Annotated in this window: 14 protein-coding genes, 12 tRNA genes, 1 rRNA gene and 1 pseudogene; 27 read left to right on the forward strand and 1 reads right to left on the reverse strand. The window is 42.3% G+C overall.

All coding sequences use genetic code 11. The features are described from left to right. Nucleotides 1-52: 52 nt before the first annotated feature. The 13 genes and pseudogenes from MUO14_RS14770 (at nt 53) to MUO14_RS14830 (ending at nt 10,625) form a co-directional block, all read left to right on the forward strand. A complete protein-coding gene (locus MUO14_RS14770) occupies nt 53-1,078 on the forward strand; it encodes a LolA family protein (protein ID WP_244751409.1) in 1,026 nt (341 codons plus the stop codon). 220 nt (nt 1,079-1,298) lie between these two features. Then, nucleotides 1,299-2,456, forward strand: coding sequence for an alanine racemase (gene alr / locus MUO14_RS14775; RefSeq protein WP_244751410.1), 1,158 nt, complete (start codon nt 1,299-1,301; stop codon nt 2,454-2,456). 163 nt (nt 2,457-2,619) lie between these two features. Beyond that, nucleotides 2,620-2,901 (forward strand): CopG family ribbon-helix-helix protein, encoded by a 282-nt coding sequence (locus MUO14_RS14780; RefSeq protein ID WP_244751411.1) that lies wholly within the window; start codon nt 2,620-2,622, stop codon nt 2,899-2,901. A gap of 5 nt (nt 2,902-2,906) precedes the next feature. Continuing rightward, entirely contained in the window at nt 2,907-3,257 is a 351-nt protein-coding gene (locus MUO14_RS14785) for a type II toxin-antitoxin system PemK/MazF family toxin (protein ID WP_244751412.1), read from the forward strand. Between the two features lie 210 nt (nt 3,258-3,467). Then, nucleotides 3,468-4,337, forward strand: coding sequence for an RsbT co-antagonist protein RsbRA (locus tag MUO14_RS14790; protein ID WP_244751413.1), 870 nt, complete (start codon nt 3,468-3,470; stop codon nt 4,335-4,337). Between the two features lie 5 nt (nt 4,338-4,342). Continuing rightward, nucleotides 4,343-4,699 carry an STAS domain-containing protein gene (locus tag MUO14_RS14795; RefSeq protein ID WP_304654187.1) on the forward strand — a complete coding sequence of 119 codons (357 nt, stop codon included), beginning with the start codon at nt 4,343-4,345 and terminating at the stop codon, nt 4,697-4,699. 2 nt (nt 4,700-4,701) lie between these two features. Then, nucleotides 4,702-5,103 carry an anti-sigma regulatory factor gene (locus MUO14_RS14800; protein ID WP_244751415.1) on the forward strand — a complete coding sequence of 134 codons (402 nt, stop codon included), beginning with the start codon at nt 4,702-4,704 and terminating at the stop codon, nt 5,101-5,103. 16 nt (nt 5,104-5,119) lie between these two features. Next, nucleotides 5,120-6,130, forward strand: a complete 1,011-nt coding sequence (locus MUO14_RS14805) for a PP2C family protein-serine/threonine phosphatase (RefSeq protein WP_244751416.1) — start codon at nt 5,120-5,122, stop codon at nt 6,128-6,130. 63 nt (nt 6,131-6,193) lie between these two features. Then, nucleotides 6,194-6,523 carry an STAS domain-containing protein gene (locus tag MUO14_RS14810; RefSeq protein ID WP_244751417.1) on the forward strand — a complete coding sequence of 110 codons (330 nt, stop codon included), beginning with the start codon at nt 6,194-6,196 and terminating at the stop codon, nt 6,521-6,523. A 2-nt stretch (nt 6,524-6,525) separates the two neighbouring features. Beyond that, nucleotides 6,526-7,002, forward strand: a complete 477-nt coding sequence (rsbW, locus tag MUO14_RS14815) for an anti-sigma B factor RsbW (RefSeq protein ID WP_244751418.1) — start codon at nt 6,526-6,528, stop codon at nt 7,000-7,002. Then, the gene (gene sigB, locus MUO14_RS14820) at nt 6,974-7,753 is read left to right on the forward strand and encodes an RNA polymerase sigma factor SigB (RefSeq protein ID WP_244751419.1); all 780 of its coding nucleotides are present in this window, start codon (nt 6,974-6,976) and stop codon (nt 7,751-7,753) included. The genes rsbW and sigB overlap by 29 nt, the downstream gene beginning before the upstream one ends. Next, complete coding sequence (locus MUO14_RS14825; RefSeq protein WP_244751420.1) at nt 7,753-8,349, forward strand: SpoIIE family protein phosphatase; 597 nt, start codon at nt 7,753-7,755, stop codon at nt 8,347-8,349. The genes sigB and MUO14_RS14825 overlap by 1 nt, the downstream gene beginning before the upstream one ends. 90 nt (nt 8,350-8,439) lie before the next feature. Then, nucleotides 8,440-10,625, forward strand: a pseudogene (locus MUO14_RS14830) (Tex family protein). A gap of 41 nt (nt 10,626-10,666) precedes the next feature. Here the strand turns inward: MUO14_RS14830 and cmpA are convergent. Then, the gene (cmpA, locus tag MUO14_RS14835) at nt 10,667-10,777 is read right to left on the reverse strand and encodes a cortex morphogenetic protein CmpA (RefSeq protein WP_244751421.1); all 111 of its coding nucleotides are present in this window, start codon (nt 10,775-10,777) and stop codon (nt 10,667-10,669) included. A gap of 77 nt (nt 10,778-10,854) precedes the next feature. Here cmpA and MUO14_RS14840 point away from each other — a divergent pair, with 77 nt between their 5' ends. From MUO14_RS14840 to MUO14_RS14905, 14 genes are all read left to right on the forward strand, one after another. After that, entirely contained in the window at nt 10,855-11,301 is a 447-nt protein-coding gene (locus tag MUO14_RS14840; RefSeq protein ID WP_244755606.1) for a SprT family protein, read from the forward strand. Nucleotides 11,302-11,492: 191 nt separating this feature from the next. Continuing rightward, nucleotides 11,493-11,567, forward strand: a tRNA-Asn gene (locus tag MUO14_RS14845). A gap of 4 nt (nt 11,568-11,571) precedes the next feature. After that, a tRNA-Ser gene (locus MUO14_RS14850) sits at nt 11,572-11,662 on the forward strand. Between the two features lie 18 nt (nt 11,663-11,680). Next, nucleotides 11,681-11,752, forward strand: a tRNA-Glu gene (locus MUO14_RS14855). A gap of 19 nt (nt 11,753-11,771) precedes the next feature. Then, nucleotides 11,772-11,848: transfer RNA gene (locus MUO14_RS14860), tRNA-Asp, on the forward strand. Between the two features lie 6 nt (nt 11,849-11,854). Next, nucleotides 11,855-11,929, forward strand: a tRNA-Gln gene (locus tag MUO14_RS14865). A gap of 296 nt (nt 11,930-12,225) precedes the next feature. After that, nucleotides 12,226-12,301, forward strand: a tRNA-Lys gene (locus MUO14_RS14870). 6 nt (nt 12,302-12,307) lie between these two features. Further along, nucleotides 12,308-12,389 (forward strand) — tRNA-Leu (locus MUO14_RS14875). A gap of 37 nt (nt 12,390-12,426) precedes the next feature. Then, a tRNA-Leu gene (locus MUO14_RS14880) sits at nt 12,427-12,510 on the forward strand. Nucleotides 12,511-12,585: 75 nt separating this feature from the next. Then, nucleotides 12,586-12,662 (forward strand) — tRNA-Arg (locus tag MUO14_RS14885). Nucleotides 12,663-12,665: 3 nt separating this feature from the next. After that, a tRNA-Pro gene (locus tag MUO14_RS14890) sits at nt 12,666-12,742 on the forward strand. 171 nt (nt 12,743-12,913) lie between these two features. Continuing rightward, a tRNA-Gly gene (locus MUO14_RS14895) sits at nt 12,914-12,987 on the forward strand. 18 nt (nt 12,988-13,005) lie between these two features. Next, a tRNA-Ile gene (locus tag MUO14_RS14900) sits at nt 13,006-13,082 on the forward strand. A 125-nt stretch (nt 13,083-13,207) separates the two neighbouring features. After that, nucleotides 13,208-14,775, forward strand: a 16S ribosomal RNA gene (locus MUO14_RS14905). The last annotated feature ends 158 nt before the right edge of the window (nt 14,776-14,933 follow it).

Raw genomic sequence — 14,933 nt, forward strand, 5'->3', positions numbered from 1 at the left:
CCACAAATAAACGTTCCCTTTGTCCTTCAGAAGAGACAAAGGAGTTGAGTGCATGAAGAAACGTTTTCTGATCCTTTTGTTCGTCTTAGTGACAATGATGCTCGTAATCAGTGCTTGCGGCGAGAAGTCCAAAGAAGACGTTGTGAAGAAACTATCGCAACAAGCCGAAGAGATGGCGGGTTATAAAACGGATGTAACTATGACCATGCGAACAGGTAAGGAAGAACAAAAATATCAGATTCAAATCTGGCATAAAAAAGAGGATTTTTATAGAGTGAAGCTTCATAATGAAGAGGATGAAAAGGGAAATCAAATCATTCTTAAGAACAAAAACGGAGTATATGTCTTAACGCCTGCTTTAAACAAGAGTTTCAAGTTTCAAAGCGATTGGCCTGAAAACACAAGCCAGCCTTACCTTTATGCGTCTTTAGTGGAGGATATTAAGAAAGATACTGAGGCAGAATTTAACACAACAGAGAATCATTATGTGTTTAAAACAAAAACAAACTACCAAAACAATCAAACGCTTCCTTCCCAAGAGATCTATTTCGATAAGAAAAACTTTAAACCTGTCATGGTGAAAGTGTTTGATCAAGACAAGCAGGCGCTAGTAGAAGTGCAGTTTAAGGACTTTACTAAAGCTGATGGACTTAAGAAGGAAGATTTCGATGTAGATCAAAACATGGCAATGGCCCCTACTGAAGCACCTGTTTCGAATATGGAAGAAGGTACTCAAGCTAATGATATCCTCTATCCACAAGAGACACTTGGAGCTGAGTTGGTTGATAAACAGGAAGTAAAAACAGATGAAGGTACTCGAGTGATTATGACCTATCAAGGGGAGAAAAGTTTTACTCTCATCCAAGAGCCAGCCGAGGTTGAGCCTACCAGTGCCGGACGGGCAGTGCCTGTAAGTGGCGACCCAGTACAATTAACTGGAGGTACATTCGGTGCAATGTCGGGTCAGCGTTTGCAATGGAGTCAATCCGACACAACATTTAACTTGGCGAGTGAAGAATTAACTCAAGAAGAGATGGTATCAATTGCCAGTTCAATCAACAGCCATTCTTCCAAATAGTAATCTCGCAAGCAGGCTTTAATGGTCTGCTTTTATTTTTAGAGGCACGACGATGAATGGCCCATGTGCAGTACGCGCCTTTCTTTCTCCGTGTTTTTGAGCTTCAGTCTTAATGGGAAGCTCTGGACTTTAACTGAAGAAACTCATTCTTCACATTGTTGACAGTTGGCTTCCCTCGTTCAATAATAGAAAGATATTGAAACAGAGAGGGGAGTTTCCCTTGTCAATTGAAGCATTTTATAGAGATACTTGGGCAGAAATTGATCTATCAGCGATTGAATATAATATAGAACAAATGCAGAAACGGCTTCCGCAGCATACAGGGATCTATGCTGTAGTGAAAGCTGACGCATATGGTCATGGAGATGTGCAAGTAGCCAAACAAGCACTGCGTGCCGGGGCAAAGAGACTTGCCGTATCATTGCTGGATGAGGCAGTTAAGCTTAGGAGAGCAGGGGTCACGGCACCTATTCTAGTTATGGGATGGAGCCGCCCAGAAGACATGCCTATAGCTGCAGAGAATGATATTGCAGTTACTGTTTTTCAGAAAGAATGGGTTGACCAAGTGAAAGAAACCTCATTTAACAAACCGCTTAAACTTCATATGAAATGGGACACAGGGATGGGAAGAGTCGGGATTCGAAGTACAAAAGAAATGGACACTCTTCTCTCCGTCATTAAAGCGAGTCCCCTCCTTGAATTACAGGCGTTGTATACTCACTTTGCAACGGCGGATGAAGAAGATCTAACCTATTATCAGGAGCAAACAGCGCGTTTTCAAGACATGTATGAACACTTTAAAAGGGTATGGCCGCACCCTGTAGAAATTCATACAGGCAATAGCGCGGCTAGTCAGCGTTTCCCGGAGCACATGCATCATTTTGTTCGGTTTGGTATCAGTATGTACGGACTTTATCCGTCTCCTGTCGTGAAGAAAGAGCGACCGATTGACCTTAATCCTTCCTTTTCATTAAAGAGTCAATTAATCCATGTGAAAAAAATGGATTCCAATGAAGCGATTAGCTACGGGGCCACCTACCAAACCGAGGAAGAGGAGTGGATTGGAACGATTCCGATCGGATACGCAGACGGCTGGATTCGAAAGCTACAAGGAATGGACGTGTTAGTGGACGGCAAACGTCACCCTATAGTCGGAAGAATATGTATGGATCAATGCATGATTAAACTGGATCGAGAATATTCTGTTGGAACTAAGGTTACATTAATTGGCAAGCAGGGTAACGAGATCATTCATACAGATGAGCTGGCCGATTATTTGGAAACCATTAACTATGAGATCCCTTGTATGATAAGTTACCGGGTACCACGCATGTATTTTATAAATGGGCATATTGTAGAAGTAGACAACACTTTATGAGGTTTTATTAGTAAGCGTAAGACAATACTCCTTATAATCAATCACCGCGCAACATTTTTCGAAAAAAAATACCAAGACTCCTTTGCAATAGACACGGGCGAATGATAAGATTAAATTGGACTTATTTGACTGGTTTCTTTTTGAGAGAAGATGGTGGAGGTGTATGGTTTTGTCCGACAACATGCAGGAGATTGTCATTCGTATTCCAGATAGTCTGCTAAACGAAGTGGATGGTCATGTTCAACTCGAAAACAGTGATCGGAGCGATTTCATGTGTAAAGCAACGAAAATGTACTTGCGGGAAGAGAAACAACGCTATATTAGAGAATCCATGCGTCGTGGATATATGGAAATGGCGAGAATTAATCTAACTATCGCTTCAGAAGCTTTTCAGGCCGAAGAGGAGGCAGATCACACCCTGGAGCAATTAGTGAGCGGGGTGTGAAGTCTGTGATAGTCAAACGAGGAGACGTTTATTTCGCTGATTTGTCCCCAGTTGTAGGATCAGAACAAGGAGGAGTGCGTCCTGTTCTGATTTTACAAAATGATATCGGGAATCGTTTCAGTCCCACAGTTATTATTGCAGCGATTACTGCGCAAATACAAAAGGCAAAACTTCCTACACATGTTGAGATTAATGCTGAAAAATATGGTTTCGAACGCAATTCTGTTATTCTGCTGGAACAAATCAGAACGATTGATAAACAACGTTTGACCGATAAGATCACACAACTAGATGGATCTATGATGCAACGTGTAAATGAATCGTTGCAAATCAGCCTTGGTCTAATCGACTTTTAAGATAAAGCTGACTTTAATTAGGCAGCTTTATTTTTTATGGATTTTTGTTGATAGAAGAGGGGTTTTGTTGGCGTGTTCATTTGAACAAGGCTAGAATAAAAATTAATTAGTATATTTACATTGTATATTTTGATAAAATTATACCTGTATAGGCAAATGAACGGTAATTATATTTAAAGACATTGTAGAATTTAGTCGGGGGTCTAAACAATGGATGAAAAATTAAAAAATATTGTACTTGAACATAGTGATGAGATTGTGAAAATGTGGCTGGAAGAGGTAAATAACCATAAGAAAAGTGATTATACTGCAACGATATCGGACGAGCTGTTTGAAAGCACGAATCGTGAGTTTGTTAATGTGATTTTCGCAAGCATCGAACGACATGGGGTTTCTTCAGAGATAAATGACTTCTCTGAGCGTTTGATTAATTTAGGTTGGCCTCTTAGTTATTTGACAGATGGGATGCAAGTATTTCGGAGGGTCATAACGGAGTTCATCCTTTCCCAGTCTGATCAAATTGATTCAGAGTACTTCTCAAAAGTGCTTAAGAAAGTGGATGATTGGGTTGATCCTGTCATTAATCGATTGGTTAATGAGTTTTCAGGAAGCTGGGAGCACATTGTTTCTCTTCAACGTGTTGCTTTACAAGAACTCTCCGCCCCTTTGATCCCGGTTATGGATGATATTACCATCATGCCTCTGATCGGAACTATTGATACAGAACGGGCTAAATTGATAATGGAAAACCTTTTAGATGGAGTCATTAAGCATAATGCAGAAGTCGTGCTTATTGATATTACAGGAGTACCTGTCGTAGATACGATGGTGGCTCACCATATTATTCAGGCTGCTGAGGCAGTTCGTTTAGTCGGTTCACGTTGTATCCTCGTAGGAATTCGTCCGGAAATTGCACAAACAATCGTAAACCTTGGAATAGATTTAGGGAAATTCCCTACGAAGAGTTCTTTGCGTAAAGGATTTAAAACGGCATTAGAATTAACCAATCGGACAATTGAAGAAGCTCAAACGAACGATAAAGATATTGAAAACTTAGTTGATTCTCTAAACAGGGAGTGAAGATAATGAGAATCCCAATTTTAAAGCTTCATAATTATTTGCTTATTTCCATCCAAATCGACTTAGACGACCAGACTGCTATTCAGTTTCAAGAGGATTTGCTGAGTAAAATTCATGAGAGTGGAGCGACAGGAGTCGTTATAGATTTAACATCTGTTGACATTATAGACTCTTTCATTGCAAAGGTACTTGGTGACGTTGTAACGATGTCCGATTTAATGGGGGCGAAAGTTGTTCTTACCGGCATACAACCAGCAGTTGCAATGACTTTGATTGACTTAGGAATACACCTGAAAGATGTTCCTACTGCATTAGATTTAGAACAAGGGTTGATTAAACTTCAACAGGAACTGGAGGAGTAGATATGGACTTCCAATCCTGTGTAAATATTAAAAAGGAATGGGACATTGTGGGGGCACGTCAGGTTGGACGTGATATGGCCAGGAAAGTAGGCTTTGGAACGGTGGACCAAGCGCGCATAGCCACTGCAATCTCAGAGTTAGCAAGGAACATTTACCTGTATGCTGGTACGGGGAAAGTTTGCTTTGAGGCCCTTGAAAATATGAACCAAAAAGGATTAAGTATTGTTGCAATAGATAACGGCCCTGGGATTAAAGAGTTGAGTCAAGTCATGGAGGATGGGTTTTCAACATCCGGGGGACTTGGTGCTGGGCTGCCTGGGGTCAAAAGGCTAATGGATGGATTTGATATTCAATCTGAGGACGGAAAAGGAACAGAAATCAAAGTTATAAAGTGGCTCCGTTAAAGGAGGTTGGAGATGAATGAATACACTTAAGCTTGATCTTGAAAATTACAAAGAATTAATGCAGGAATACATTAAAACAAAAGACGAACAGGCTCTATATCAGGCAGAACAATTTAGTAAGCACTCGATGCAACACAATATATCACCTGAAGAAATCGTCAATGTGCACATCGAGTCATTACAAGGCTTATACCCGAATATGCCGGAATATATTCAATTATCTTTAAATTTTTTACTAGAAACGATGATCTCATATGGAATGGCCTATCAAGAACATCAATCTATGAAGGAGAAGCAGCTAGAACTCAAGTCAGAGATATCTGTAGCTGCCAATATGCAAAAAACACTCCTTTCTACTGTGAAACCTGAACGTCAAGACGTGGAAGTCGGTGCATTGAGTATACCCGCTAAGCAGATGAATGGTGACTACCATCATTTTGTAGAGGATAGCAATGGCTCACTTGGCATTGCTATCGCAGATGTGATTGGGAAAGGAGTTCCAGCTGCGTTGTGCATGTCTATGATTAAATATTCAATGGACAGCTTTCCTGAAATGCGGATGGATCCAAGTGTAATTTTAAGCAGTCTAAATCGTGTTGTTGAGAGGAACATAGATCCTAGTATGTTTATAACCATGTTTTACGGGATGTATGACATTACTAATCACACGTTTCAATATTCTTCAGCAGGTCATGAACCTGGTTTTTATTACAGTAATAATAAAGATGAATTTGAAGAAATTGAAGCTTCAGGTCTTGTGTTAGGTGTATCCCCTGAAGCTACTTATAAAGAATATAGTAAGGAAATAAGTATCGGGGATATGGTTGTTCTATTGACAGATGGTGTCACGGAATGTCGACAAGGCGACCGCTTTATAGAACAGGAAGAAATACTAGAGGTCATAAGAGAATACTCCCATCTTCCAGCACAGGAAACAGTAGAACAGGTCTACAAACACTTCGAACGATTGCAGGATTTTCAATTAAGAGATGATTTTACACTAATTATTTTACGAAGAAATGTTTAAGATAAGATGAGATCGGGTAACTTTTACCTGGTGAAGTTTTTGCGACATTGGGAGGAGATCTAGATGAATTTGACCATAGATGTAATAAATGGAGAAAATATAACTCATGTTTCTCTAGCTGGGGAAGTAGATGCATTTACGGCTCCTAAACTTAAAGAATCATTACTGCCTTTAACAAAAGAGGAAGGCCAGACGATTGAAGTAGACCTTCAGGAAGTCAATTACATGGACTCCACGGGATTGGGAGTATTTATTAGTGCTCTAAAATCTACGAAGGAACACAATACAGAACTGAAGCTTATTCAGATGCAGGATCGAGTACACCGTTTGTTTAAGATTACCGGCCTAACTGAGATTATGAACATCGACAATACAGTGCGGGGTGGGATGTAATAATGGAAACATTTGATTTTGTTGAAGTTAAGGTCCCTGCTAAAGCTGAATACGTTGGGGTTGTTCGTTTAAGTACATCAGGAATCGCTAACCGTATGGGTTTTACATACGAGGATATTGAGGATTTAAAAGTAGCGATTTCAGAAGCGATTACGAATGCAGTTAAGCACGCTTACAAGGAAACAGGCGAAGGTGAGATTACTATTGGTTTTGGTATTTATGAGAACCGCCTGGAAGTCATGGTAGCCGACCGTGGCGGTAGTTTTAATTTAGGTGAAATTAAAGAAGATATTGGACCTTACAACCAAAGCGACGATATTGGCGAATTGCGGGAAGGCGGGTTTGGTCTATTCTTAATTGATGCTCTAATGGATAAAGTGGAAATTAACAGTAAATATGGAGTAATTGTTCTAATGACAAAATACCTTCATGAAAATGAGGTGGGTCAAGATGGCGACCAAATCTCGACAACACAATGATGAGGTCTATGAGTGGATCGCATATTTACAAGAGAACCCGCGTGATGAAGATGTTCAAGAGAAAATTGTAGTAGTCTACAAAGACCTTGTGGAATCAATAGCACGCAAATATTCTAAGAACAGCACGATTCATGAAGATTTAGTACAAGTTGGAATGTTAGGATTACTTGCAGCTATTCGTAGGTATGATCCTGGCTATGGCAAATCATTTGAATCATTTGCCATTCCAACCATTATAGGGGAAATCAAGCGATTTATTCGCGATAAAACATGGAGTGTCCATGTGCCACGCAGAATAAAGGAACTTGGACCGAAAATTAAGAAAGCTGCTGAAGAGTTAACAAGTACGCTGCAACGGTCTCCTTCTGTGATAGAGATTGCGGATTACCTAGAAGTATCTGAAGAAGATGTTCTAGAGACAATGGAGATGGGGAAAAGCTATAAGGCTCTTTCTGTCGATCGAAAAATCGAAGCAGATTCAGATGGCAGTACGGTCACGATTTTGGATTTAATCGGTAACCAAGAAGGTGGATATGATCAAATCGATCAACAGATGCTCTTGCAAAAAGTATTACCGACTCTAAATGAGCGTGAACAAGAGATTTTACAGTGCACGTACTTTGAAAATATGAGCCAAAAAGATACTGGTGAAAAACTTGGAATTTCTCAAATGCACGTGTCACGCCTGCAACGAAGAGCATTGAAAAAGCTGAGAGAAGCCTTACAAACAGAGTCCGTTGAGGCGTTTTAATGGATGGGGAGTACAAACATGTAGATGTATCTGTCTATCAGAAGGCAAAAAAGGGAAATTACCATTGCGGAGATAGTTATTTTCACAAAGAAACCAATGAGGCATTTATCTGTGCTTTAGCCGATGGTTTGGGGAGTGGGGAATTAGCTAAAGAGTCCTCTCAAGCCGTCATGGATGTCATCGAAAGGTTCCCTGATCTGGCGATTGAATCGATCATAAAAAAGTGTAATGATGCCTTATTTGGTAAACGGGGCGTTGTTTTAGGCATACTCAGGATTGATTTTAATGATCAAACCTATTCCTATTCATCAATTGGTAACATTGGAGTTATTACACTTGAACAAGGTGGAAAACGGCAGAGAAACATACCGTTAGCTGGTTATTTAGCCGGGTACCCACGAAAGCTTAAAGTAACTCGTGGTGACGTAAAGTCTGGAATGATTTTTCTACTCTTTTCAGATGGCGTCAGTGAACGCCGATTATCTTTAAAGCATACAAACACTCATAACATTCACTTAATCACCGAACAGTATAAGGAACTCTATGGACATTCACGTGAGGATGACACAACACTCATTGCCATGGAATATAACTGAAAGGGTCTTATTCTTACATTAAGAATGAGGCCCTTTCATGATGTTTAGGAAATCAGCGATCTATTCTGATACAATAAAATGTGGAAGGTAATGTTAGGAGGTTTATTTTTGAGTGAATTAATTGAAAAAACTGATGTAGCAAGTCTTGTAGCTAAACAAACGGGTTTGGCTCTCAAACCAATCAATCAGGTAATTGAATTACTAGGCGAGGGGAATACAGTTCCATTTATTGCCCGCTATCGTAAGGAATTAACCGGGGGCCTTGATGAAGTTCAAATTAAGTCAATTGAAGACCAGTGGAATTATGTTCTAAACTTAACGCAAAGGAAAGAAGAAGTAATCCGTTTAATTGACGAACAAGGTAAGTTGACGGATGACCTGAAAAAGCAAATTGAAGAAGCTGTCCAGTTGCAAAAAGTAGAAGACCTTTACCGCCCATTTAAACAAAAACGGAGAACTAGAGCGACAGTTGCGAAAGAGAAAGGGCTGGAGCCGCTCGCGTTACTCGTGTGGAAGCAACATAGCTTTAATTATAAAGAGGAAGCCGCGACTTATTTTTCTGAGGAGCATGCACTACATACGCTAGAGGAGGTAACTCTCGGTGTCAGCGACATTTTAGCTGAATGGATTTCAGATAGCCCTGAATTTCGAGATCGTATTCGCCAGCAAACACATCGCAGTGGCACGATTGAATCCTCTGTGAAAAATGAGCAAAAAGATGAGAAGTCAATTTTTGAAATGTACTATGAATACCAAGAACCTGTTCGATCCATCGTCTCCCATAGAGTGCTCGCATTAAACCGGGGGGAAAAGGAGGAAGTATTAAAGGTTGCTATACATCCGCCCGAAGACGCAATTATTGATTTTCTTAAAAAGAACGTTATTCATACAGCGACAGCTCAGGATCTCCGCGAAATTTTAACCGAAGCTATTCAAGACAGTTATAAACGCTTGATTCAGCCGTCTGTTGAAAGGGAGATACGCAATTCTCTATCGGAGACTGCGGAAGAGAAGGCAATCGAAGTATTCTCAAGTAATTTAAAGAACTTGTTGTTGCAACCGCCTCTTAAAGGGAAAGTAGTGCTAGGGGTGGACCCGGCCTATCGAACCGGTTGTAAGCTTGCAGTAGTTGACGAAACAGGGAAGATGCTCGATGTATCGGTGATATACCCAACACCTCCAAAGAGTGATGTAGAAGGTTCGGAGAAAAAGATTCGTGCGTATTTTGATCAATATCCTATTGAACTGATTGCTATTGGTAATGGGACAGCTTCAAGGGAGACGGAACAATTTATTGCTGAGATGATTCAAAATTATACACTGCCAGCTTCCTATATGATCGTTAACGAAGCAGGTGCCAGTGTGTATTCTGCGTCTAAGCTGGCACGAGAAGAATTCCCGGATTTACAAGTAGAAGAACGAAGTGCAGTATCCATTGCAAGAAGAGTGCAAGATCCACTTGCTGAACTTGTGAAAATTGATCCGAAATCGATTGGGGTAGGTCAGTACCAACATGATGTGAGCCAGAAGAAATTAAGTGGTTCCCTCACATTTGTTGTAGAAACAGCTGTAAACCAAGTAGGTGTTAACGTGAATACAGCTTCTTCGTCTTTACTTCAATATGTAGCGGGTCTTAGTAAAAGCGTTGCTAATAACGTCGTAAAAAAACGAGAAGAAGTAGGGAAATTCACAAGTCGAAAGCAATTAAAGGATATTCCACGCTTAGGAGCTAAGACTTTCGAGCAAAGTATCGGTTTTTTGCGCGTTTTAGAAGGGAGGAACCATTAGATAAAACATCGATTCACCCAGAGAGCTACAAAGCTGCTCACTTGTTGCTTAAGCAAATAGATTGTTCACCAGAGGAGCTAGGAAACGAAGAAATTAAGGAAAAGGTTAATAAAATTGACATTCCTGCTACAGCTGAACAACTTGATATAGGAGAACCTACGCTTCTAGATATTATTAAATCATTGACGGAACCTGGTCGAGATCCGAGGGATGACTTGCCGAAACCGTTACTTAAAACAAATGTCCTGTCAATGGAGGACCTTGAACAAGGGATGGAGCTTGAGGGAACAGTACGCAATGTTGTTGATTTTGGGGTTTTTGTAGATATTGGTGTGAAGCAAGATGGGCTTGTTCACATATCAAAGTTGTCGAATAAATTTGTTAAACACCCTATGGATGTTGTTTCAGTAGGTGATGTCGTTACCATTTGGGTAGAAAATGTAGATGTGCAAAAACAACGAATTGCACTTACAATGCTTCAAAAATAGGTGAAAGGCTGCCTGGGAGATACCATTCTTCCAGGTTTATTTTATTTAAATCGATGATGGTAAAAGTACCAACATTGATTCAGCATTTTGATCTGATATTTATCTTTATTTAAAAAGGCATTGAACATCTGTTTACGAAGCCAATGTGGCAATTAAATCTCCTCCTTTTGTAATTGGAGACATTCCCCTTTATAATAGACTATGCAAAAAAGGGGAGAGGTGTTCCGATATGTCGATAAATCAACAACACTTACAGAAGTGGACGAACAGAATATCGCAGGAATTTTTCGGGAAACCATATGTAGATCATGTAACCTTCAATCCCAGATTGAGAACAACAGGAGGGAGGTACATCCCTTCAAAGAGAGTTATTGAATTAAACCCAAAATACTTAATGGAAATGAATGAAGAAGAATTCGTCGGCATTATTAAACACGAGCTTTGCCATTATCATTTGCACATCGAGGGAAAAGGATTCGCTCATAAAGACCGAGCATTTAAGGAACTCTTAAAAAAGACAGGGTCTCCAAGGCACTGTAAGCCGCTACCTTCTGAAGAAAAGAAGAAACATGTTTACATATGTACGCATTGTGCAAATGAGTATGTTCGAAGGAAAAGAATAAATATAGAAAAATACCGATGTGGGAAATGCATGGGTGAATTAAAAAAGAGTTAGAAAGGCATTGACGAATTGTGTAGGAGCGTGTTAAATTAAATAAGCCTTAAAAAAAGCAAAACCCTTTTTATAACAAAATACTTTTTAATTAAAAATGGTTTGACATAAACTATTTAGTGTTATAAAATATAGAACGTCGCTGATCTTGTAACGATATTTACATATGATAAGCTAAGCGATATTAACATTGATCCACCGTAGCTCAGTGGTAGAGCAATCGGCTGTTAACCGATCGGTCGTAGGTTCGAATCCTACCGGTGGAGCCATTACGGAGAAGTACTCAAGTGGCTGAAGAGGCGCCCCTGCTAAGGGTGTAGGTCGCGCAAGCGGCGCGAGGGTTCAAATCCCTCCTTCTCCGCCATTTTATTTTTTGTGAAATGGCCCGTTGGTCAAGTGGTTAAGACACCGCCCTTTCACGGCGGTATCACGGGTTCGAATCCCGTACGGGTCACTTTGATTTACATATGTTAGGTCCGGTAGTTCAGTTGGTTAGAATGCCTGCCTGTCACGCAGGAGGTCGCGGGTTCGAGTCCCGTCCGGACCGCCATGTTTTTGGGCCATAGCCAAGCGGTAAGGCAACGGTTTTTGGTACCGTCATGCGCTGGTTCGAATCCAGCTGGCCCAGCCATTTTTATTTTGTCCCTTGGGTTGACAAAGATGAAATAAAATTATATGATGTTCCTTGTGCTTTTAAAAGAAAACAGATTTGAAATGAAACTTTCAGATGAAGTTTTCACTAAAGTTAGTTAATAGGACATTTGTTGTTAGAGTACGAGAATACCTTTCAACTTAAGAGCTATTAGCTCAACTAGTAAAGCGAATCATTGGAGTTACATCCTTGCTTGCGAGGGGTACAGATTCACTGGTTTAATTTACAACACGACGAGAACACTTTTAAACGTACAAGATACAACTTTTTATTAAGAGCCATTAGCTCAGCTGGTAGAGCATCTGACTTTTAATCAGAGGGTCGGAGGTTCGAGCCCTCCATGGCTCACCATTTTTAGCGGGTGTGGTGGAATTGGCAGACACGCTAGATTTAGGATCTAGTGCTTCACGGCGTGGGGGTTCAAGTCCCTCCACCCGCACTTATATACATTCACTGAAACTCAGTGTATTCAATTAGCGGTCGTGGCGGAATCGGCAGACGCGCTAGGTTGAGGGCCTAGTGGGGGCAACCCCGTGGAGGTTCAAGTCCTCTCGGCCGCACTAAGCTTTTATTTAAAAAAAGCATTGCATTTCAAGCTGAAACATGGTATATTGAATGATGTCGCTTCAAAAAAGGCGCCCGTAGCTCAATTGGATAGAGCGTCTGACTACGGATCAGAAGGTTAGGGGTTCGACTCCTCTCGGGCGCGCCATTACGGGAAGTAGCTCAGCTTGGTAGAGCACTTGGTTTGGGACCAAGGGGTCGCAGGTTCGAATCCTGTCTTCCCGACCATCGATTTTCCATCCTTAACATTATATTGTACGGTGTAGTTTAGTGGTGAAACCTCAACCACGAGCAAAACTTCCCCGAATACACATCGAGTTGCCTCGACGGATTCATTTCCTAGAAAAAGCTTTTAGAGGAAGAGGCATATCCGAACAAGGATGATGAAATCAAATATACGCGGGTGTAGTTTAGTGGTAAAACCTCAGCCTTCCAAGCTGATGATGAGGGTTCGATTCCCTTCACCCGCTCCATTATTTAACTACCACTAGGGGCCTGTAGCTCAGCTGGTTAGAGCGCACGCCTGATAAGCGTGAGGTCGGTGGTTCGAGTCCACTCAGGCCCACCATTGAACAATTTTGATCTTTGAAAACTGAACGAACCAACCAGTACGTCAATATATTCTTTCTATTAAATAGAGAGAATTTGAAACAAGCACATTCGGTGTGCAAATGAGCAAGTCAAACTTTAACTTTTATGGAGAGTTTGATCCTGGCTCAGGACGAACGCTGGCGGCGTGCCTAATACATGCAAGTCGAGCGCAGGAAGCAGGCGGATCCCCTTCGGGGTGAAGCCTGTGGAATGAGCGGCGGACGGGTGAGTAACACGTGGGCAACCTGCCTGTAAGATCGGAATAACTCCGGGAAACCGGGGCTAATGCCGGGTAATCCTTCATCTCGCATGAGAGGAAGGTAAAAGATGGCTTCTAGCTATCACTTACAGATGGGCCCGCGGCGCATTAGCTAGTTGGTGAGGTAACGGCTCACCAAGGCGACGATGCGTAGCCGACCTGAGAGGGTGATCGGCCACACTGGGACTGAGACACGGCCCAGACTCCTACGGGAGGCAGCAGTAGGGAATCTTCCGCAATGGACGAAAGTCTGACGGAGCAACGCCGCGTGAACGATGAAGGTCTTCGGATCGTAAAGTTCTGTTGTTAGGGAAGAACATGTACCGTTCAAACAGGGCGGTACCTTGACGGTACCTAACGAGGAAGCCCCGGCTAACTACGTGCCAGCAGCCGCGGTAATACGTAGGGGGCAAGCGTTGTCCGGAATTATTGGGCGTAAAGCGCGCGCAGGCGGTTCCTTAAGTCTGATGTGAAAGCCCACGGCTCAACCGTGGAGGGTCATTGGAAACTGGGGAACTTGAGGACAGAAGAGGAGAGTGGAATTCCACGTGTAGCGGTGAAATGCGTAGATATGTGGAGGAACACCAGTGGCGAAGGCGACTCTCTGGTCTGTTTCTGACGCTGAGGTGCGAAAGCGTGGGTAGCAAACAGGATTAGATACCCTGGTAGTCCACGCCGTAAACGATGAGTGCTAGGTGTTAGGGGGCTTCCACCCCTTAGTGCTGAAGTTAACGCATTAAGCACTCCGCCTGGGGAGTACGGCCGCAAGGCTGAAACTCAAAGGAATTGACGGGGGCCCGCACAAGCGGTGGAGCATGTGGTTTAATTCGAAGCAACGCGAAGAACCTTACCAGGTCTTGACATCCTTGGATCGCCCTAGAGATAGGGTTTTCCCTTCGGGGACCAAGTGACAGGTGGTGCATGGTTGTCGTCAGCTCGTGTCGTGAGATGTTGGGTTAAGTCCCGCAACGAGCGCAACCCCTAATCTTAGTTGCCAGCATTCAGTTGGGCACTCTAAGGTGACTGCCGGTGACAAACCGGAGGAAGGCGGGGATGACGTCAAATCATCATGCCCCTTATGACCTGGGCTACACACGTGCTACAATGGATGGTACAAAGGGCAGCGAAGCCGCGAGGTGTAGCAAATCCCATAAAACCATTCTCAGTTCGGATTGCAGGCTGCAACTCGCCTGCATGAAGCCGGAATCGCTAGTAATCGCGGATCAGCATGCCGCGGTGAATACGTTCCCGGGCCTTGTACACACCGCCCGTCACACCACGAGAGTTGGCAACACCCGAAGTCGGTGAGGTAACACATTATGTGAGCCAGCCGCCGAAGGTGGGGCCAATGATTGGGGTGAAGTCGTAACAAGGTAGCCGTATCGGAAGGTGCGGCTGGATCACCTCCTTTCTAAGGACATATGCAAGGCGACCTCTTTCTCTTTCGAGAAAGTCGGGAAGCTGCCGCATACGGAAGATGTACCTGGTTGGTTGTTCAGTTTTGAGAGATCAAGCGATCTTTCAATGTGAACCTTGAAAACTGGATAAGATAATCAGAACGTGACGATC

It is taken from the genome of Halobacillus shinanisalinarum (genome assembly GCF_022919835.1).
In the GTDB taxonomy this organism is placed as follows: Bacteria; Bacillota; Bacilli; order Bacillales; family Halobacillaceae; genus Halobacillus_A; species Halobacillus_A shinanisalinarum.

Excerpts from the sequence above, each read along its gene's own strand:
- MUO14_RS14770 (WP_244751409.1), top strand. The coding sequence starts at position 53 with ATGAAGAAACGTTTTCTGATCCTTTTGTTCGTCTTAGTGACAATGATG.
- MUO14_RS14780 (WP_244751411.1), top strand. The coding sequence starts at position 2,620 with ATGGTTTTGTCCGACAACATGCAGGAGATTGTCATTCGTATTCCAGAT.
- MUO14_RS14790 (WP_244751413.1), top strand. The coding sequence starts at position 3,468 with ATGGATGAAAAATTAAAAAATATTGTACTTGAACATAGTGATGAGATT.
- MUO14_RS14795 (WP_304654187.1), top strand. The coding sequence starts at position 4,343 with ATGAGAATCCCAATTTTAAAGCTTCATAATTATTTGCTTATTTCCATC.
- MUO14_RS14800 (WP_244751415.1), top strand. The coding sequence starts at position 4,702 with ATGGACTTCCAATCCTGTGTAAATATTAAAAAGGAATGGGACATTGTG.
- MUO14_RS14805 (WP_244751416.1), top strand. The coding sequence starts at position 5,120 with ATGAATACACTTAAGCTTGATCTTGAAAATTACAAAGAATTAATGCAG.
- MUO14_RS14810 (WP_244751417.1), top strand. The coding sequence starts at position 6,194 with ATGAATTTGACCATAGATGTAATAAATGGAGAAAATATAACTCATGTT.
- rsbW (WP_244751418.1), top strand. The coding sequence starts at position 6,526 with ATGGAAACATTTGATTTTGTTGAAGTTAAGGTCCCTGCTAAAGCTGAA.
- sigB (WP_244751419.1), top strand. The coding sequence starts at position 6,974 with ATGGCGACCAAATCTCGACAACACAATGATGAGGTCTATGAGTGGATC.
- MUO14_RS14825 (WP_244751420.1), top strand. The coding sequence starts at position 7,753 with ATGGATGGGGAGTACAAACATGTAGATGTATCTGTCTATCAGAAGGCA.
- MUO14_RS14840 (WP_244755606.1), top strand. The coding sequence starts at position 10,855 with ATGTCGATAAATCAACAACACTTACAGAAGTGGACGAACAGAATATCG.